This window comes from Salipiger sp. CCB-MM3, from assembly GCF_001687105.1.
In the GTDB taxonomy this organism is placed as follows: Bacteria; Pseudomonadota; Alphaproteobacteria; order Rhodobacterales; family Rhodobacteraceae; genus Salipiger.
This window is the reverse complement of the sequence record NZ_CP014599.1, coordinates 200,949-220,220: the sequence shown is the minus strand read 5'-3', so window position 1 is coordinate 220,220 and position 19,272 is coordinate 200,949. Positions and strand designations below refer to the sequence as shown.

The 19,272-nt window shown below is 65.5% G+C and carries 16 protein-coding genes; 13 read left to right on the top strand and 3 right to left on the bottom strand.

The window, feature by feature from the left end:
• The first annotated feature begins 401 nt into the window (after positions 1-401).
• The 6 genes from AYJ57_RS24065 (at position 402) to AYJ57_RS24040 (ending at position 6,599) form a co-directional block, all read left to right on the top strand.
• A complete protein-coding gene (locus AYJ57_RS24065; protein ID WP_066111876.1) occupies positions 402-1,460 on the top strand; it encodes an ABC transporter substrate-binding protein in 1,059 nt (352 codons plus the stop codon).
• A 38-nt stretch (positions 1,461-1,498) separates the two neighbouring features.
• Positions 1,499-2,395, top strand: coding sequence for an ABC transporter permease (locus AYJ57_RS24060; protein WP_157374386.1), 897 nt, complete (start codon positions 1,499-1,501; stop codon positions 2,393-2,395).
• A 3-nt stretch (positions 2,396-2,398) separates the two neighbouring features.
• Entirely contained in the window at positions 2,399-3,181 is a 783-nt protein-coding gene (locus AYJ57_RS24055) for an ABC transporter ATP-binding protein (protein ID WP_066111874.1), read from the top strand.
• On the top strand, positions 3,178-4,719 hold the full coding sequence (locus tag AYJ57_RS24050) for an amidohydrolase family protein (protein WP_066111871.1): 1,542 nt from the start codon (positions 3,178-3,180) through the stop codon (positions 4,717-4,719). The genes AYJ57_RS24055 and AYJ57_RS24050 overlap by 4 nt, the downstream gene beginning before the upstream one ends.
• A 23-nt stretch (positions 4,720-4,742) precedes the next feature.
• Complete coding sequence (locus tag AYJ57_RS24045; RefSeq protein WP_066111869.1) at positions 4,743-6,239, top strand: amidohydrolase family protein; 1,497 nt, start codon at positions 4,743-4,745, stop codon at positions 6,237-6,239.
• A gap of 69 nt (positions 6,240-6,308) precedes the next feature.
• A complete protein-coding gene (locus AYJ57_RS24040) occupies positions 6,309-6,599 on the top strand; it encodes a hypothetical protein (RefSeq protein WP_066111867.1) in 291 nt (96 codons plus the stop codon).
• Here AYJ57_RS24040 and AYJ57_RS24035 read toward each other — a convergent pair.
• Positions 6,584-8,020 (bottom strand): ferredoxin reductase family protein, encoded by a 1,437-nt coding sequence (locus AYJ57_RS24035; RefSeq protein ID WP_066111865.1) that lies wholly within the window; start codon positions 8,018-8,020, stop codon positions 6,584-6,586. The two genes, AYJ57_RS24040 and AYJ57_RS24035, sit on opposite strands and share 16 nt — an antisense overlap.
• A gap of 346 nt (positions 8,021-8,366) precedes the next feature.
• Between AYJ57_RS24035 and AYJ57_RS24030 the strand changes: the two genes are divergently transcribed.
• Positions 8,367-9,308, top strand: a complete 942-nt coding sequence (locus tag AYJ57_RS24030; RefSeq protein WP_066111863.1) for a LysR substrate-binding domain-containing protein — start codon at positions 8,367-8,369, stop codon at positions 9,306-9,308.
• Positions 9,309-9,343: 35 nt separating this feature from the next.
• On the opposite strand, the gene AYJ57_RS24025 is transcribed toward AYJ57_RS24030, so the two are convergent.
• Entirely contained in the window at positions 9,344-10,129 is a 786-nt protein-coding gene (locus tag AYJ57_RS24025; RefSeq protein WP_066111861.1) for an MBL fold metallo-hydrolase, read from the bottom strand.
• A gap of 302 nt (positions 10,130-10,431) precedes the next feature.
• Here AYJ57_RS24025 and AYJ57_RS24020 point away from each other — a divergent pair, with 302 nt between their 5' ends.
• The 6 genes from AYJ57_RS24020 (at position 10,432) to AYJ57_RS23995 (ending at position 17,673) form a co-directional block, all read left to right on the top strand.
• Positions 10,432-11,400, top strand: coding sequence for an ABC transporter permease (locus AYJ57_RS24020; RefSeq protein WP_066111858.1), 969 nt, complete (start codon positions 10,432-10,434; stop codon positions 11,398-11,400).
• A gap of 4 nt (positions 11,401-11,404) precedes the next feature.
• Positions 11,405-12,349 carry an ABC transporter permease gene (locus AYJ57_RS24015; RefSeq protein ID WP_083191519.1) on the top strand — a complete coding sequence of 315 codons (945 nt, stop codon included), beginning with the start codon at positions 11,405-11,407 and terminating at the stop codon, positions 12,347-12,349.
• Complete coding sequence (locus AYJ57_RS24010; RefSeq protein WP_083191518.1) at positions 12,324-13,388, top strand: ABC transporter ATP-binding protein; 1,065 nt, start codon at positions 12,324-12,326, stop codon at positions 13,386-13,388. The genes AYJ57_RS24015 and AYJ57_RS24010 overlap by 26 nt, the downstream gene beginning before the upstream one ends.
• Positions 13,385-14,428 carry an ABC transporter ATP-binding protein gene (locus AYJ57_RS24005; RefSeq protein WP_066111854.1) on the top strand — a complete coding sequence of 348 codons (1,044 nt, stop codon included), beginning with the start codon at positions 13,385-13,387 and terminating at the stop codon, positions 14,426-14,428. Before AYJ57_RS24010 ends, AYJ57_RS24005 begins: the two co-directional genes overlap by 4 nt.
• Positions 14,429-14,466: 38 nt before the next feature.
• Positions 14,467-16,206, top strand: coding sequence for an ABC transporter substrate-binding protein (locus AYJ57_RS24000; RefSeq protein WP_066111853.1), 1,740 nt, complete (start codon positions 14,467-14,469; stop codon positions 16,204-16,206).
• Between the two features lie 99 nt (positions 16,207-16,305).
• Positions 16,306-17,673 carry an LLM class flavin-dependent oxidoreductase gene (locus AYJ57_RS23995; RefSeq protein WP_066111852.1) on the top strand — a complete coding sequence of 456 codons (1,368 nt, stop codon included), beginning with the start codon at positions 16,306-16,308 and terminating at the stop codon, positions 17,671-17,673.
• Between the two features lie 180 nt (positions 17,674-17,853).
• Here AYJ57_RS23995 and AYJ57_RS23990 read toward each other — a convergent pair whose 3' ends face one another.
• Positions 17,854-19,239, bottom strand: a complete 1,386-nt coding sequence (locus AYJ57_RS23990) for an LLM class flavin-dependent oxidoreductase (protein WP_066111850.1) — start codon at positions 19,237-19,239, stop codon at positions 17,854-17,856.
• Positions 19,240-19,272 lie beyond the last annotated feature (33 nt).

Genomic DNA, 19,272 nt, shown 5'->3' with positions numbered 1-19,272 from the left:
CGCGGAGCCGCCGACCCGTTCATCGCAGACATCCCGGCGTAGAAGCGCCCGCAACCATTTGATTCGCCATAACCTCGCCGCTCCGGGCCCTCTTCGGATCCAGATCGCTTAAATTATGCAAATTTGGCATTCCATTTGCTCAATAAGCCGACAGCGCCGAGTGCGACAAAGAAAATTCGGCGCAATTTCCCTCTCGTCCGCCGTGGATCGGCTCAGGCTGATCTCAGCGCAGAGAGGGCACACTGCCCGCTGAACCACTGACATGAATGCCATATGGCAGTGTTCGCTCCTCTTCTTCTGGTTGGCGTGCCGAGAAAAATTGTCATGGACGATTTGGCCCGGCCTGCCTGAACGATAGACCGCCCGCCACTTTGTCCGTGCCCAACAGAGAGGACAAAGACATGTGCGAACGTTGCGGGAACACCTACCAAAACATCCAGATGGCCAGCCGACGCGGCTTTCTCAAAGGCAGCGCCGCCGCTGCGGCCAGCCTAGCGCTGCCCGCCGGGCTGATGAGCGCCTCCGAGGCCGCCGCTGCCGGAATGACCACAATCAAGGCCACCCACGGCTCGGGCCTGTGCAACCTCGGCATTTTCCTCGCCAAAGAGCGTGAACTGGCCAAGGACGATGGCGTCGAGCTTGATTTCGTCGTGACCCCGACCACCACCGATGTGGTCACGCTCTTCGGCGCGGGCATGGTCGACGTCTCGGTCATCCCCTATTCCAACTTCATCACGCTGGTCGATGCCGGGGCGCCGGTGCGCATCGTCGCGGGCGCGGGTGTCGAGGGCTGCATCTTCGTCGGTGCCGAAGGCATCACCTCGGCAGAGGACCTCAAAGGCAAGACCATCGGCACCTTTCAGGCCGACACGCTTGAGGTGCTGCCCTATGACTATCTGACCGCCGCGGGCATGTCCTTTGCCGATGTCGACGTGAAATACTTCAACACCTCGCCCGAGCTTGCCGCCGCCTTCATCAATGGCGCGATCGACGCGGTGTGCCACATCGAACCCTATGCCACGCAATGTCTGCAGGAGCGCGCGGGCGCCTCGGTGCTGTCGGACGGGCTCGACGTCTACGGCAAGGGCTATTCGGACTGCGTGCTGGCCGCGCGCATCCCGCTGCTGGAGGAAAACCCTGACGCGGTGAAAGCGGTGATCAAGGCGATGATGACCGCGCAGTTGCAGTCCGAGCAGGACACCGACAAGGCGCTCGAGGACACGGTGGGCACCTACTACAAGACCTCGCTCGAGGCGTTGAAGCTGGCCCAGTCGCGCCAGCCGGTGATGATCGACCAGCGCAACAACACCGAGTTCTTTGTCGAGCGTTCGGCCTCGATGCAGGCCATGGGTTACGTCAAGAACACGCTCCCTGCCGAGGCCGTTGACTGGACGCTTCTGGAAGAGGTGATCGCCGAGAACGGTGACCTTTACGAGCAGCTCGCGCTCAAGACCGCCTGAAGACCCCATTGAGCCGAGAATGAGCACAGGAGCCTCCCATGAGCGACGGAACCATGAGTGACGAGAGAAAACTATCCGCCCCAACGCGTCCGCCCGCGGGCCGCAATCTGGCCCGCAAACTGGCCCCGGCGCTGTGGTCTCTCGCGTCGCTCGCAATCTTCGTGGGCTTGTGGGAGCTCGCATGGTGGCGGGGGTGGGCAAACCCTCTGCTGCTGCCGCCACCGCATATCTTTCTGGCCAATCTGCCCGACCAGTTCCGCTTTTTCGACCCCAACGGCCAGCGCGCCGGGGCGCTCAGCCAAGGCGGATCCTTCTGGTCGGTGCTGGGGGTGATCGGCTGGACCTCGCTGCGGGTCACCGCAGGGCTGGGGCTGGGCTTCATCATGTCGCTGGGGATCGGGCTTGCGATCCGCTACTTCCGCATCTTCGGCAATCTGATGCTGCCGATGGTCACCATGCTGGCACCGATCTCGCCGGTGGCATGGATCCCGGTCGCCGTCTTCGTCTTCGGCATCGGCAACCCGCCCGCGATCTTTCTGGTGTTCATCGCCATTTTCTTCGTGATGACGCTGGCGACGCTGTCGCTGATCGACAGCGTGCCCAAGAACTACATCCAACTGGCCAAGATCATGGGCTGCTCGAAACGGCAGATCTACCGCCATGTGATCCTGCCCGCGATCCTGCCCGACCTCTTCGTCACCCTGCGCATGAACCTTTTCGCCGCGTGGATGGTAGTGCTGATCGCCGAGGCGGTGGGCGTCGGCTCGGGCCTTGGTCAGGTCACCATGCTGGCGCGCAACACGTTCAACGCCAGCCTCGTCTTCTTCACCATGACACTTATCGGGATCACCGGCTTTGCCTTCGATCAGGCGCTTCGCTACGTGCAGCGCAAGGTCCTTTGGTGGGTCGGTCCCAGCCCCGTGGGAGGGGTGTGACCCATGCTCGGACTGTCCATCAAGAACGTCTCGAAAACCTGGAACCCGGACGGCCCCGAGCCAGTCCCCGCGGTCCGCAACCTCACCCTCGATGTGGCGCTTGGCGAGTTCGTCGTGCTGCTCGGGCCCTCGGGCTGTGGCAAAAGCTCGCTGCTCTATATCGTCGCCGGGCTCGAAGACGCCACGCAGGGATCTGTCACCTTCGACGCGCTGGAGATCACCGAACCCTCGCCCGAACGCAGCCTGATCTTTCAGGAGGCCTCGCTTTATCCGTGGCTGACGGTGAAGGACAATATCACCTTCGGTCTGCGCATCGCTGGCAAGTCGCCGCGCGAGATGGATGAGGCCGCCGAGCGGTTGCTGCGTCTCGTCGGCCTCGTCGGCGCGGGCAACAAGCGCCCGCATGAGCTGTCGGGCGGGATGCGCCAGCGCGCCGCGCTGGCACGGGCGCTGGCGATGAAACCCAAGGTGCTGCTGATGGACGAGCCCTTTGCCGCGCTCGACATCCAGACCCGCGCCCGGATGCAGAAACATCTGCTCGATGTCTGGGAAAGCTCGGGCGCTTCGGTGCTGCTGGTGACCCACTCGATCGACGAGGCCCTGGCGCTGGCCGACCGCATCGTCGTCTTCACCGCGCGTCCCGGCCAGATCAAGGCCGAGATCCGCCTCGATCAGGCCCGCCCGCGCGATCTGCGCAGCCCCGAAATGATCGACCTCGCGCGCCGCTGCGAAGCGCTGCTGGCCGAGGAAGTGGAAAAATCCTTCAAGGAACAGGAATTCTCGTGAGTATCGAAATCGTCACCGCCCGCTGGATCGTTTCGGGCGCGAAGGATGATGTCTCGCCCGATATCATCGAAAACGCGGCACTGGCCCATGAAGACGGCATCATCCTCGCCGTCGGTCCCGCCGCCGAGATCACCGCCGCCTATCCCGGTGCAAAGACCACGGACTACCCGCATCACCTGATGATGCCGGGGCTGGTCAACAGCCACCACCACATCGGCCTGACCCCGCTGCAACTGGGCGCGCCCGATTACGCGCTGGAACTGTGGTTCGCCGCGCGGCTGTCGATGCGCAAGATCGACCCCTATCTCGACACGCTGTTCTCTGCCTTCGAGATGATCTCTTCGGGCGTCACCACGGTGCAGCATATCCAAGGCTGGGCCACCGGCGATCTGGAGCAGGTCAAGGCCTCGGCGGGCGGTGTGCTGAAAGCCTATGAGACGGTGGGGATGCGCGCCTCTTACTGCTACGCGGTGCGAGAGCAGAACCGGTTCGTCTACGAGGCCGACGAAGATTTCTGCCGCCGCCTGCCGCCCGAAGCCGGGCGCGCCATGGCCGAGCACCTCGGCCAGCAGAAGATGAGCTTTGCCGAATATATGGCGCTTTACGAACATCTGCGCGACAGCAACGGCAATTCGCGCGCGCGCATCCAGCTGGCCCCGGCGAACCTGCACTGGATGACCGACGATGGGCTTTTGGCGATGAAAGAGCGCTCGGACGCTGACGGCGTGCCGATGCATATGCACCTGCTCGAAACCGCCTATCAGAAGGAATACGCCTTCAAGCGCACCGGCACGACCGCCGTCAAACATCTCGAAAAGCTCGGACTTCTCAGCCCGAAGCTGACCCTTGGCCACGGCGTGTGGATGACCGAAGAAGACCTCGAGATCTGCGCCGGGACCGGCACCTGCGTGTGCCACAACTGCTCGTCCAACTTCCGCCTGCGCTCGGGGATGCTGCCGCTGATGGAGTTGCGCAAGCGCGGCATCGTGGTTGGAATGGGCATCGACGAGGCGGGCATCAACGACGACCGCGACATGCTTCAGGAAATGCGCATGGCGCTGACCGTGCACCGCGTGCCGGGCATGGATCACAGCGCCGTGCCGACGCCAACCGGCGTGCTGCGCATGGCCTCCGAACATGGCGCGCTGACCACCGCCTTCGGCGCCGAGATCGGGCGCCTTGATCCGGGGCGGCGCTTCGATGCGGTGGTGCTCGATTACGACAGCGCCACCTATCCCTATCAGGACCCCGACATCGCGCCGCTCGACGCGCTGATCCACCGCGCCAAGTGCAAGGACGTGCATGAGGTGCTGATCGACGGCGAAGTGGTCTACCGCGACGGCAGCTTCACCCGCATCGACCGCGCAGAGGTGCTGGCGCAGATCGCCGAGGCGCTGGCCAAACCGCGCGACGAAGAAGAGCAGCACCGCCACTGGCTGCGCGATCAGGTCTTTGGCGAGGTCGAGAACTTCTACGACGGCTATATCACCGGCACCGCCCCGCGAACGCCCTTCTACAACCGCTCCTCCCGCGACTGACCCGGAGCCCGAGAGGACAGACCATGCCCGAAACCCTCTTTCGCAACGTGCGCCTGCTTGATCTGCAGGCGCATGACGGACTGACTGCGCCCTGCGATCTGCTGGTGCGCGATGGCCGTATCGCCGAGATCGGTGCCCCCCAGCCCGCGCCCGGTGCGGCGGTGGTCGAGGGTCGCGGCGATCTGCTGATGCCCGGCCTCGTGAACGGCCATTTCCACTCGTCGGTCAATCACATGAAGGGCCGTCTGCCGTCGCTGCCGCTCGAGATCTTCATGCTCTACGAGTGCCCCGAACTCGAGGTGCTGCGCCCCACCCCGCGCGAGGCCTACCTGCGCACCATGCTCGGCTGCATCGAGATGCTGAAGACCGGCACCACCTCGGTGCAGGACGATTGCTTTTTCGTGCCCGAGCCGACGCCCGAGATCATCGACGCGGTGGCGCAGGCCTATCTCGACAGCGGGATGCGCGCTCGGCTGGCGCTGGATCAGCCGGAGGTGCCCGAACTCGACAAGCTGCCGTTCCTGCGCGACCTGCTGCCTTGCGAGTTGCGCGCGCCGCTCGAACAGCCCTCGCCCTGCCCCGCCCCGCGCCTGCTGGAGCTTTACGATCACCTCCTTGGCCAGTGGCATGGCGCGGAAGGTGGCCGGCTGAAGGCGGCGGTCTCCTGCTCGGCACCGCAGCGGGTGACGCCCGAGTATTTCGCCGCGCTCGACGACCTGAGCCAGCGCCACGACCTGCCGTTCTATGCCCATATGCTCGAGACCAAACTGCAGCGGGTCTATGGCGAGGAGTGCCTCGGCGGGCGCTCGCTGGTGCGCTACACGGCGGATCTGGGGTTTCTGTCCGAGCGGATGAACGTGATCCATGCGATCTGGGTCGATGACGCCGATCTCGACCTTATCGCGCAAAGCGGCGCAAGCGTGGCGCATAATCCGATCTCGAACCTGCGCCTCGGCAGCGGCATCATGCGGTGGCGCGACATGCTCGGTAGGGGCATCCCGCTCTGCCTCGGCGTCGACGAGGCCATCGCCGACGACGCGATCAACATGTGGAGCGTGATGAAAACCGCCGCGCTGGTGCATACGCTGGACCGCCCGCGCTATGAGGATTGGCCGATGGCACCCGAGGTGCTGCGCGCCGCGACCGAAGGCGGCGGACGGGCGATGCGCGAGCCCGGTCTGGGCACGCTCACGATCGGCGCGCCTGCGGATCTCAATCTGCTGGACCTCAGCGCCCTGCCCTTCGTGCCGCTCAACAACCTGCCCCGGCAATTGGTGCATTGCGAATTGGGCCAGTCGCTTCGGATGACCATGGTCGCCGGAGAGATCGTCACCGAGAAGGGCCGCCTGCTGCGGGTCGACGAGGCGGCGCTTCTTGAGGAGGCAGGCGCGCTCTTTGCAGGCAAGCGCGCCCAGATGGACCGCGCCGATGCGCAGGTGGCGCGCTATCTGCCCGCCTACCGCGCGATGTACGACATGGCCTCGGCGCGGGACGTGGGGCTGCGGCGGCGACTTGGCTGAGGGCGCGCATCTTGCCCGATGGGCCGCCGCGCGGCATCATGGTGCTCCGCTGATCCGGAGATCTCGCCGATGCCATTGCCAGCTTCTTCGCGCCACCGCGCCGCGCTGATCGCGGGCCTGCTTTGTGTGGGGGCGGTCGGGCCCTGCGTTGCCGATGATCCCTCCCCCGGCGGGCAGGCATGGTCCGACACCTGCGCAAAGTGCCACCGCAGCACCGAGGCGATCGCCTATGCGCTGCCCGATCCCGACGACCGCGCGGGGAAGGACCGGCTGAACCGCTTTCTGGCCATGCATCACGCCCCCGATGACGAGGCGCGCGCCGCGCTGGTCAACTGGCTGGCGGATCAGGCCAGCCAGTAAAGCAGCACCAAGCCCAGAACCGACCCGAGCAGCGCCGCAAATCCCGTCAGCCGCAGCCGGTCCTTCACCGAACTCGGCCCGGCCCCATAGCTGAAGCGCTCGTAGTCGATGCGGCTCAGCGGCACGCCCATTTCCAGCGCGCTGTCGGCCACGAGGGTCATCATCACGCCCGGCCCGCAGATCATCACCTCGCAGGCTGAGGGCTCCAGCCCCTCCATGGCTTTCTCGAGCAGGGCAGCACTCATAGGCCCGCGCAGCAGCCCCAGCTCGGACACATCTTCGGCCCGGTCCGACACCAGCATCGGCGTGACGCCAAGCGCGGCGCAGGCGGGCTGGTACAGCTCGGGCGGCACCATCGCTTCGGCGCTGCGGGCGGCATAGACAAAGCGGACCTGCCGCTGACTGCCGCTGCGCGCCAGATGGCTGAGGATCGACAGGATCGGCGCGATCCCGACGCCGCCGGCCACAAGGATCAGCGGCCCGGCCCCGCGCGGCACAAAACTGCCGTGCGGCGCATCCATCGACACGGCGGTGCCCGCAGGCAGCGCGCCGATGCCATCGGTGAAATCCCCGGCCTCCTGAATAAGAAACCGCAGGCCGTCTTCCCCCGGCGCCGAGGCGATGGAAAACGGATGGTCATGCAGCGGCAGCCGCTTTGCACCGAACGCCAACCACGCGAACTGCCCCGGCTCGAAGGCCAGCGCGGCCCCTTGCGGCGGTGCCAGACGCAGCAGCCACAGACGTTCGGCGACGTGGCGGTTCTCGGCGATGGTCCAAGGCGCGGCACCGCGCCGGACCAAACGGCGGGCGTAGACCGAGACCGCTGGCAGGCAAACCGCCAGCGCCAGCCCGACCCAGAGCAGCGCCGTCCCCATGCCCCTCGGGCCATCGCTCAGCACATGCCAGAGCAGCGCCGCGACCAGCCCCAAAGCGCCAAGCGCATGACCCGCCCGCCACAGCTGATAGCGCATCGGCAGCCGGTCCCGCAGCAGCGCCAGCGCGACCAGCAAGGCCAGCAGCCCCAGCGCGATCCGCGCATCCCACAGCCCCGGCCCCGAGAGCACGAAGTCGATCCTCCGCGCGAGCCGTCCGGGACGGTCGGGGTCGGGCAGGCCGATGAAGGCCAGCACATGCATCAGCGCCAAAAGCAACGCCAGCGGCGCCGCCCATTTGTGAAACGCCATGGTCACATCGATGCCGATGCGGCCCGAGATCGCCTCGAAGCGCCCACTGGTCACCATCTGCGCCAGAACCATGACCGCCGCCGCGATACCGCAAGCCGTCGCCAGCCGCATGGCACCTTGCCAATGGCCGGGCTCGGAAAGCAGCGCCACAAGCATCGGCAACGCGACCAGCCCGGCGTAGAGACAGGCGAGCACGCGAGGCGGCAGGCCGCGGCGTTTGGAACGGTCTTGGGGCATGGCGCTTTTGGCTCCTTTGTCCAAAGCTTAGCGCGGCCCGCGCAGCGAAGACTTGATGCGGATCACAAGCGGGGGCGGAAACTCTCCGCCGCGCGTGTTTTTCCCGGCGAGGGCGATCATCCCGGGCGCACACTCTTTCTCGGCGTGCTGAAAACTCGGCGTGTCGGCGCAGCAAATGCCGGTTCTGCAAGCAGTGTCTGCGCGGCGGAGGGAAATCTTGCACAAGTTCGGACTTAAACCTCGGAGCGCCCGAAGATTTATTCTTCACTTACCTTAGCCGCAGGCGCTTGGGGGTCGCTCCGGGGTGCCTGCCGCGACGCTCCCGAAATAGCCGACCGGGCCCAGCATGTTGAACGTCCGCCAGATCGAGGCCTTCAAGGCCGTCATTGAAACCGGCACCGTCAGCCGCGCCGCCTCGCGCCTCTGCGTCTCGCAGCCCGCGATCAGCAAGATGCTGCAGAACCTCGAGTATGACACCGGGCTCGCCCTGTTCGAGCGCAGCCCCGGCCGGGTCCGCCCCACCGGCGACGCGCTGCTCTTGTTCGAAGAGATCAACCGGCTCTATCGCGGCCTCGACCGGATCGAGACAGCCGCCTCGGACATCCGCAACATGAAGGGCACGATGCTGTCGGTCGGGGTGATGCCCGCGCTGTCGACCGGCTTCATTCAGGACCTCGTGATGGAATACCAAAGCAGCAACAGCGCCGCGCGACTGGCGCTGCATGCGCGCAGCACGGTCAAGATCGTCGACATGCTGATTTCCGGCAGCCTCGACATCGGTGTCTCGTCCCATCCAATCGACGATCCCGAGATCGAGCATATCGCGCTCGACAGTCGCCCCTATGTCTGCGTGATGCCGCGCGGCCACCGGCTGGCCGAACGGCCCGCGCTTTGTCCGGCGGACCTCGAAGGCGAGCGTTTCATCAATTTCACCCCGACCTCGGATCTGCGCGCTCAAGTGGATGAGCTCTTCACCCGCGCCGGGGTGCAGCGCGACATCATCACCGAAGCCTCGATGGCGCCCAGCATTTGCGCCATGGTGGCGCGCGGTCTGGGCGTGGCGCTGCTCAACCCTCTGTACCTTGGGGCTTTCTCGGAACTTGTGGTCTGCCGCCCCTTCGCGCCCACGGTCAGTTCCGAGGTGCGGCTGCTGCTGCCCCGCCACCGCCCGCGCACCAGTCAGGTGCAGCGCTTTGTCGAACTGGCGCTGGCCCACGCAGAAAGCCTCGGCCCCGCGCTGGCCCCGCCCCCCGCCAGCACCACAAAGACCGCCGCCGAGCTGCGCTGACTTTCAAGGCGGGCTACGCAGGACGCAGGGCCCGCTCAAATCTCGATCAGCGAACCCGCCCCCGGCCTGTCATAGCCGAACTCGCTTTGCAGACGCGCCTGAATGTCGAAGGACACGCAATGGACCGGCAAAAGGCGCGGAATGCCTTCGGCGCGGAGCCATGCAATCGTTTCATCCAAGGCGGGTTTTTCGGGATGGACCAGATGAAAGCCACCGATCACGGCGTATAGATCCTGACCGGTCACCGATTTCGCATAGGTGCAGATGTTGCAGATCCCGCTGTGCGAACAGCCGGTGAGAACAACCGCGCCCTTCTCGGTCCTGAAGGCCAAAGCCGTGTCGTCCTCCATCGTGTCCTCATAGTAATAGCCCCGCTCGAAGGGGACGACCCTTGGGATCTGCCCGAGGAAAAAGGCACCGGGGGCGATCTCATAGGGCCCGACCGTCTCGACGATCTGAAAGTCCGCACGGATCTTCCGCTCGATGTCGGAATACCTGTGCGGAAGGTGGCGGTCGGGCGGCTCTATGAAGGGATCAAGCAGCGCCGTCATGACCCGTGGGTGCAGCACCAGCGTCTTCTTTTCGGTGAACGGATGGAAAAGCAGCCCGCGCGAATGGTCACTGTGAAAGTGCGACAGCGCGATGACGTCGGCGGCGTCCAGATCGATATGCGCGGTTTCGGCGTTGCGGCACCATACGTCGGACCAGCCCGTGTCAAAGACGATCTTGCTGCCTTCGTATTCGATCCAGGCGGAAAACCCGTATTCGGCCAGCCAACACAAGTCGGAGACGAGGTTCTCATTCAACAGCCGGATCTTCATGATGCGGGCCCTCCTCCAAGCACGGGCACCATAGCAGATTTCCGGCCCCACCGCGACGCAGGCGCGCGGGGCCTGCCTCGCAAAATGCCAGCGCCGATGTCCTGACCGCCAAATCCGCTGCCGGGCGCACGGGTTTTGGTTATCGGCACAGGCCGCCCCATAACCTGAGTTCGATGCATACCTATTATTTGGAATTTGACCCTACGGGCTGCGGCATCTCATCCTGACCCCATCAGAACCAATTGAAATCATTAGGCTGCAGGCGCGCTGATCCCCGCCTTGCGGCAACGGGAGAGCTTGGCTTGCAGGTCACCCAGTTCATCATTCGCCGTCTCATCTTCTCGGTGATCTTGCTCATCGGCGTCAGCGTTATCGTCTTTGCGCTGGTCAACGCCGTGGGCAATCCGATCGAGATCCTCCTTGCCGAACGGCCCGGCATCAGCCAGCAGGCCATCGACCAGATGACCGCCTATTACGGGCTCGATCAGCCGGCGGTGACCCGCTACCTGATCTGGGCCGGAAATCTGCTGCAGGGCGATTTCGGCACCTCGATCATCTACAACCAGCCGGTCTGGGAGATGATCACGGTCTGGGGCGCCGAGACCATGAAGATTCAGGTCCCCGGCATCCTCATCGCGCTGGCCATCGCCACGGTGATGGCCGTGACCGCCGCCGTGCGCCAGTACAGCAAGACCGACTTCGGGGTCATGGCCAGCGCCATGCTCGGCCAGTCGCTGCCCGCCTTCTTCGTCGGCATCCTGCTGATCCTCATCTTCTCTTACTGGCTGGGCATCTTCCCCTCTTACGGGGCCTATTCCATGCGCGCGCCGCTCTGGGGCAGCCCGACGCTCGACGCGCTGTGGCATATGGTGCTGCCGGTGGCGATGCTGACCTTCTTCAACACCGCCGCGCTGACGCTGCTGATGCGCTCGAACCTCGTGGACATCCTGCGCCATGACTTCGTCACCGCCGCCCGCGCCAGCGGCCTGCCCGAGCGGCGCATCATCTACGGCCACGCGCTGCGCAACGCGCTGATCCCGGTGCTGACCTATCTGGCCATCCTCTTCGGGCTGATGCTGGGCACCGCTCCGGTGACCGAGGCCGTCTTCACCTGGCCCGGTGTCGGCTACCTCTACATCAACGCGATCCAGCAGCTCGATTACCCGGTGATCCTCGGCGTCACCATGGCGATCTCGGTGATGCTCGTGCTGGCCACGCTGCTCACCGACATCGCCTACGTGCTCATTGATCCCCGCATCAGACTGGACTGACCCCATGGCCTCGATTGATCCTCTCACCCCAGCCGCCAGCCCCAAGGCGGCACGGCCCGAGATGCCGCGCGGCATGTGGGCACAGGGCTGGTCGCGCTTCCGCCGCAACCGTACCGGCATGCTGGGTCTCGTGCTGGTAAGCTTCGTGGTGCTGGTGGCGATCCTCTCGCCGCTGATCGCGCCCTATGCCGCCGACGACCAGTCGGCGATGCTCAACTTCGGCTCGCGCGCCGCCCCCAGCCTCGCGCATCCCTTCGGCACCGACCGTATGGGCTATGACGTCTTCACCCGCGTGGTCTATGGCGCCCCCACGGCGCTGGCGGTGGGGCTCGGCACCATGCTGGTCGCCTCGGTGCTGGGGCTGCTGATCGGCGGCATCAGCGGCTATGTCGGCGGTTGGGCCGACGAGGTGATGATGCGCATCACCGAATTCTTCCTCGTGCTGCCGGTGTTTGTGGTCATCCTTGCCGTGGTCCGGCTCTTCGGGGTGATCGTGGTCGGCACCCCGCTCGAAGAGATCCCCTATCTCAACCTCAGCACAATCGTCGTGCTGCTTGGCCTCTTCGGCTGGCCGCCCATCGCGCGCATCGCCCGCGCCGAGTTCATGCGCCTGAAAAGCATGGAGTTCGTCGAGGCCGCCCGCTGCATCGGCGCCACCCGCAGCGACATTCTGATGCGCCACATCCTGCCCAACGCCATGCCGTCGCTGGTGGTGATCATCGCGCTGGGGATCGGCTCGGCCATCCTTTCGGAGGCGATGGTCAGCTTCCTCGGCTTCGGCGACCCCGAGGCGATCAGCTGGGGCCAGCTTCTCTATTTCAACTACGAGAACCTCAGGGTCTCGCCCTGGGCCTCCATCGCCCCGAGCGCGGCGATCTTCATCACGGTTCTTGGTTTCAACCTTCTTGCAGATGGGCTGTCCGATGCTTTCAACCCCCGCGTCAAATGATCCCCTGTCCCGTGATCCCTCCGGTGATCCCGCACCCGGTGCCGCCCCGCTGCTCGAGGTGCGCGGGCTGAGCGTCAGCTTCGGCAAGGGCGCAAGCGCGGTGCCCGCGGTGATGGGTGTCGGTCTCGCCGTCGGGCGGCAGGAAACCCTCTGCCTTGTCGGCGAAAGCGGCTCGGGCAAATCCGTAACCTCGCTGTCGCTGATGGGGCTGCCGCCAGCGGGCGCGCAGGTGACCGGCGGACAGGTGGTCTTCGAGGGCGAGGATCTGACCCGCAAATCCGCAAAAGCCATGGGCCGCGTGCGCGGCAAGCGCATGGCCATGGTGTTCCAGAACCCGGCGCATTCGCTCAACCCGATCCTGACCATCGGCAAGCAACTGGGCGAGATCTACGCATGGCACACCGGGGCGGGCCGGCTCGAGACGCGCGAGCGCGTCGGCTACCTGCTGCGGCAGGTCGGCATCACCGATGCCACCAGCCGTCTGAACCAGTTCCCGCACGAGCTGTCCGGCGGCATGAAACAGCGCGTCTGCATCGCCCGCGCATTGCTCTGCGATCCGGCGCTGATCCTTGCAGACGAGCCCACCACAAACCTCGACGTGACCATTCAGGCGCAGATCCTCGACCTTCTGGATGAGATCAAAGAGCGCTTTCACACGTCGATCCTGCTTGTCACCCACGACATGGGGGTGGTGGCGCGCATGGCCGACCGGATCTCGGTGATGTACTCGGGCCGCATCTGCGAGAGCGGCGCGGCGCGCACGGTCTTTCGCGACCCTCAGCACCCCTACACCCGCGCGCTGCTCGACAGCACGCCGCGCATCGACCAGCGCTATGAGCAGGGCGCGCAGAGCCTGCCGGCGATCGGCGGCAAGCCCCCGAACCCGGCGGAGCGGCCCAGCGGCTGCCAGTTCAATCCGCGCTGCGGCGAGGCGCAGGAGGACTGCCGCCGCCACCTGCCGAAAATGACCGCCAGCGGGCCCGGCCATGCCGTCAGCTGCCTGCGCCGCGGCTCGCTGATCGAGGAGGACGCCGCATGACCGCCCCCTTCGCCATCCCCGATCCCGACCTGCTCACCGTGCGCGGGTTGCAGAAGCTCTACCCGGTGACCAAACGCGGCCTCTTTCGCAGCCGCCAGACCGGGGTGATCCGCGCCGTCGACGAGATCTCCTTTTCCGTGGCGCGCGGGCAGACCCTTGGCCTCGTGGGCGAATCCGGCTGCGGCAAGTCGACCACTGCGCGCTCGATCCTGCATCTGATCGGTGCCAGCGGCGGCGAGGTGCTGCTCGGCGGGCAAGACCTGCTGGCGACGCTGGGCGGCGACGACCGCAAGGCCGAACTGGCCATGCGCCGCCGCGTGCAATACGTCTTTCAGGATCCCTATATGTCGCTCAACCCGCGCTGGACCATCGCGCAAACGCTATCCGAGCCGCTGCGGGTGCATGCGCTGCTGCCGCCCGCCGCATGGCGCGCGCGGGTGCTGGAACTGCTGGAACTGGTGGGGCTGGAGCCGCATCACGCCGACCGCTACCCGCATGAGTTCTCGGGCGGTCAGCGCCAGCGCGTCGGCATCGCCCGCGCGCTCGCCGTAGACCCCGAACTGCTGATCCTCGACGAGCCGGTGTCCTCGCTCGACGTCTCGGTGCGGGCGCAGATCCTCAACCTGCTGGCGCGGCTGCAGGCGGAACTGGGGCTGACCTATCTCTTCATCTCGCATGACCTCAGCTCGGTGCGGTTTCTCAGCACCCGCGTCGCGGTGATGTATCTGGGAAAGATCGTCGAGATCGCCGATGTGGACACGCTCTTCGAGGCGCCGCGCCATCCCTACACCCGCGCCCTGCTAAGCGCGATCCCGGTGCCCGATCCCGACCGGCCCGCCGCGCGCAACACGCTGCGCGGCGAGATCCCCAGCGCGATGAACATGCCCGCCGCCTGCCGGTTCCACACCCGCTGCCCGCGCGCCAGTGCGGTCTGCGCCGCGCATGAGCCGCCGATGAAGACCCAGCGCGGCCACGCGCTCGCCTGCCACCACCCGCTGAACGAGCCGGCCCCGGCCGAACCGCTCAGCCCCGACAGTTAAGCCACGACCATAACGCACCAACAGGGACCAGAACCGACATGCAAGCAAACCAGACACGCAGAAACTTCCTGAAGACCACCGGCGCCGCCGCGGCGGCACTGGCCGGGTCGGCACCGGGCATGGGCCGCGCCGCGGCACCCTTCTTCAAGATGTATATGATGATCCCCAACAACCAGCCCGCCCGGATGATCTGGGGCACGCTGGCGGCGCAGCAGATCTCGAAGCTGGGGATCGACGTGCAATCGAGCTATGTGCCGTGGTCGGTGATCACCCCGCGGCGCACCAATGGCGAGGGCAAAAGCCACGCCGAGGGCGGCTGGGACGCCTATCTCGAGCGCTATTACTACAACTCGATCACCCCGATGCCGAACAACCTCTTCTCGTCCACGGCCTTCCCGCCGAACGGGCAGAACTACTATTACGTCAATGACGAAGAGATTGATGCCTCGCTCAAGGATTACGCCGCCGCCCGCGAAGAGGGCCCGCGGATGGAGGCAATCCACCGCTTCGAAAAGCGCTGGTATGACATCCAGCCGATGACCATCCTGTTCTACCCCGAGGATGTGATCGCCACGAACCCCAAGCTCTCGGGCTTTACCGGCACCACCTTCAACCCGGTGTTCTTCCCCGACCCGCACAACTGGACGATCGAAGGGGCCGAGGGCGGTGCCACCGCCGCCTTCGCCTCGTGGCAACCGCCGCAGAACCTCACCCCGATGTATACCGGCGGCTATTCGGACTCGAATGTCTTCGGGCCGGTGTTCAACCGCCTTTACGAGTATAAAGACTGGGAAACCAAAGAGATCGCTCCGGCGCTGGCCACCGGCCACACCATGTCGGAGGACGGCAAGCAATGGGTCATCTCGCTGCGCGAAGGCGTGAAATGGCACAGCGGCGAGGAGTTCACCGCCGAGGATGTGATCTTCACCTGGAAGATGATCATGGACCCGGCTTATGCCTCGGCGTTCAACGCGCCCTTCGTCGAGATCTTCGGCTCACCCGACGCCTTCAAGGCCACCGGCAAATACGAGGTCACCATCGATCTGCCCGCCTTCACCATCCAGTTCGAACATTGGGTGATGAACGCCATGCAGGTGATGCCCAAGCACGTTCTGGAAGGCATCGCGCCGGGCGATCTGCGCGCGCATCCGTTCAACACGTGGAATGGCAGCTATGAGGTCACCCTGTCCGACGGCTCGACCTACACCGCCAAAGGCGGCGTCGGCACCGGGCCGTGGGTCTGTCAGGGTCAGGACCAGATGCGCAAGGCCTTCGTCTACGCCAAGAACGCCGACTACTGGCAAGAAACGCCGGGCAACGTCGAGACCTTCTACGTGGTCAACATCCAAGGCTCGGACGCGGTGCTGTCGGCGCTGAAATCCGGAGAGATCGACGCGCATGACCCGATGTATGACATCGGCTCGCTGGTCGACACGATCGACCCCTCGTGGGGCAAGGTGCAGACCTACGACAGCTACAAGTGGCAGCACGTCTGCTACAACCTGCAGCACCCGGTCTTTGGCACCGGCGTCGACACGCCGCTTGGCCGCGAGGACCCGTCGCGCGCCGCCGAGGCTGCGGCCTATGTGCGTCAGGCCTTCAGCCACGCCATGCCGCGCGAGCAGATCGTGCAGGAGATCGCCAGCGGCTTTGGCGCGCCGGGCACGGTGCCTATGCCCTTCACCGCGCCGGAATACGCCAAGGAATTGCTCAAACCCATCGAGTACGACCTCGAGATCGCGCGCGATTTCATGACCAAGGCTGGCTACGTCTACTGACCCCGGCCCGCAGCGACCTGCCCCGGGCGCCTCGCCGCGCCCGGGACCTCGACCAAGGCACAGCCCTGGACACATCCCCGTAAGGAACGGATCCAAGAGATGACTGACAAAAAGATGCGGCTCGGCCTGTCGATGCGTGGCGTCGGCTATCACCCCTCTGCATGGCGCCACCCCGATGTGCCGGCCAATGGCGCCAGCGAGATCGAGCATTTCCACACCGTCGCCAAACACGCCGAACGCGGCAAGATCGACATGATCTTCTTTGCCGACGGCGCGGGCGTGCGCGCCAAGGACACCCCCAAGGGCTCACTGGCCCGCCTCGGCCATTACATCACCGACATCGAACCCACGGTGCTGCTGGCCTCGATCTCGGCGGTGACCACGCATCTGGGCCTCGTGACCACGGCCTCCACCGCCTATAACGAGCCCTACAACCTCGCCCGCCGCTTTGCCGGGCTCGACCTGATGAGCCATGGCCGCGCGGGCTGGAACGTGGTCGCCTCGTGGTCGAACGAAGAGGCCAAGAACTTCGGCCTCGAACAGGTGCGCGACTACACCGAACGCTATGAGCGCGCCGCCGAGTTCGTCGAGGTTGTCACCGGCCTCTGGGACAGCTGGGAAGAAGACGCCTTCCCGCTCGACAAGGCCTCGGGGCTGTTCTTTGACGAGGCGAAGATGCACCGGCTGAACCACGAGGGAAAACATTTCCGGGTGCGCGGGCCGCTGAACGCGCGCCCCTCGGAGCAGGGCCGTCCGATCGTGGTGCAGGCGGGCAATTCCCCCGCCGGGCGCGACATCGGCGCCAAACACGCCGAGGTGATCTATACCGCCGCGCGCAGCGTCGAAGAGGCGCTGGACTATTACGCCGACATGCGCGAGCGGCTGGCCAAATTCGGACGCCCCGCCGATGCGCTGCGGGTGATGCCCGGCTTCCGCACCTACATCGGCGAGAGCCGCGAGGAGGCGCAGGAGAAATTCGAAATGATGCAGGATCTGATCGAGCCGGTGGTTGGCCTGTCGTTCCTTGCCGACACATTCGGCGATCTCTCGGGGCTGCCGCTGGACGAGCCGATCCCCGCCGATTTCAAACCCTCGGGGGACAATGAAAGCCTCAGCGGCTGGGCCGACCGGCTGATCGCCAGCGCCCGGCAAGAGGGCAAGACGATCCGCGATCTCTATCTCGAGCAGGCCGGACAGGCATCGAGCAATTACATCGGCACCGCCGCCGACATCGCCGACGTCATGGAAGACTGGTTCCACAAGGGCGCCTGCGACGGCTTCAACCTGACGGTGCCGCACCTGCCCGGCGGCGCTGCGGATGTGGCCGATCTGCTGGTGCCCGAACTGCAGCGGCGCGGGCTGTTCCGCACCGAATACGAAGGCCGCACCCTGCGCGAGAACCTCGGGCTGCCAGCGCATGTGAACCGCTACACCGCCGCCCGTGAGCGCGAGACCACAATGGCCTGACACCCTCGAAAATTTCTTCCCAACTGCCTCCCGGTCCTGTGCCGGGGGGCTTTTTTGTCAGCTGACAATTTCTCGCGCGGCGGCAGCCGGCCAAGACGAAAAGAGCGGACCCGAAGGCCCGCCCTCTCGGCGCCGGGGACGGGAGCAGCCCCCAAAGCGACCATCAAAGTTCTGCCGCGCTCAGTGCGAGACGGCGATCGCTTCTTCGGATTCCGAACTCTCCGACACACGTCCCGCCAGCGGGTTGGGCTTGGCCTCCAGCCCGAGCCGGGCGCGCAGCGTGCCGCCCTCATATTCGCTCTGCGCCAGTCCGCGCCGACGCAGTTCCGGCACCAGCAGGTTGATGAAATCCTCTGCGCCGCCGGGCATATAGGGCGCCATCAAGTTCCAGCCGTCGCAGGCGCCATCTTCGAACCAATCCTGCATCACGTCGGCGATCTGCTCGACCGTGCCGCAGCAGACGTTGTGGCCCGAAGAGATCGAGATCTCCTCATAGACCTGACGGATGGTCATCGGGGTCTCGCGCAGGCGGCGCTCCCATTGCTCGATGGCGCTTTTGACACCGTTCGACTCCGGCAGCGGCAGCGGCACCAACTCGTCGGGATCATAGGCGCTGAGATCGCCGAACATCTTCGAGATCAGCTGCAGGCCGACCTCGGGGTGGACCAGCGCCTTCAACTCGTCGAGCTTGGCCTGCGCCTCTTCCTCGGTGGCGCCGATGATCGGCATGATGCCCGGCATGATCATCACCTGCGCCGGATCGCGACCCGCCGCGGCGACCCGCGCCTTCATGTCGGCGTAGAACTCCTTGGCGATCTCCTTGTCCTTCTGGCCGGTGTAGATGATGTCGGCGATGCGCGCGCCCAGCTCGCGCCCCGGACCCGAGCCGCCCGCCTGCGCGATCACCGGATAGCCCTGCGGCGAACGCTCGAGGTTCAGCGGGCCGCGCACCTGATAGTGTTTGCCCTTGTGGTTGAGCAGATGCATCCCCTCGGGGCGGAAATAGCGGCCCTCGTCCTTGTCGCGCACGAAGGCGTCATCGTCCCAGCTGTTCCACAGGCCGGTGACTACATCGAAGAATTCATTGGCGCGCTCATAGCGCTCGGAATGCTCCATGAGCGTGTCGCGGCCAAAGTTCATCGCCTCTTCTTCGCTCCAGCCGGTCACCACGTTCCAACCCGCGCGCCCGTCCGAGATATGGTCCAGCGAGGCGAATTTGCGGGCCAGCGCATAGGGCTCGTTATAGGTGGTCGAGGCGGTGCAGATCAGGCCGATGCTCTCGGTCACCGCCGACATGGCGGCGAGCAGGGTGATCGGCTCGAAGCGGTCGATATGGCCGTGGCGGCTCAGTTCGTCAGCATCCTTGTGCGGGATGCGCACGGCGGCGCCGTCGGCAAGGAACATGAAGTCGATCTTCTGCGCCTCGGCCTGCTTGATGATCTTGGCGTAGCCTTTGAAATCATTGGCGATACCGGCGTTGGCATCGGGGTGGCGCCAGCCCGAGTTATGGCCGCCGTTCTGCACCATGTTAATGCCGATCTTCATGCGGCGTTGGGTCGTGGGCATCTTGGTCTCCTTTCCCGGACTGCGCCGGGATAT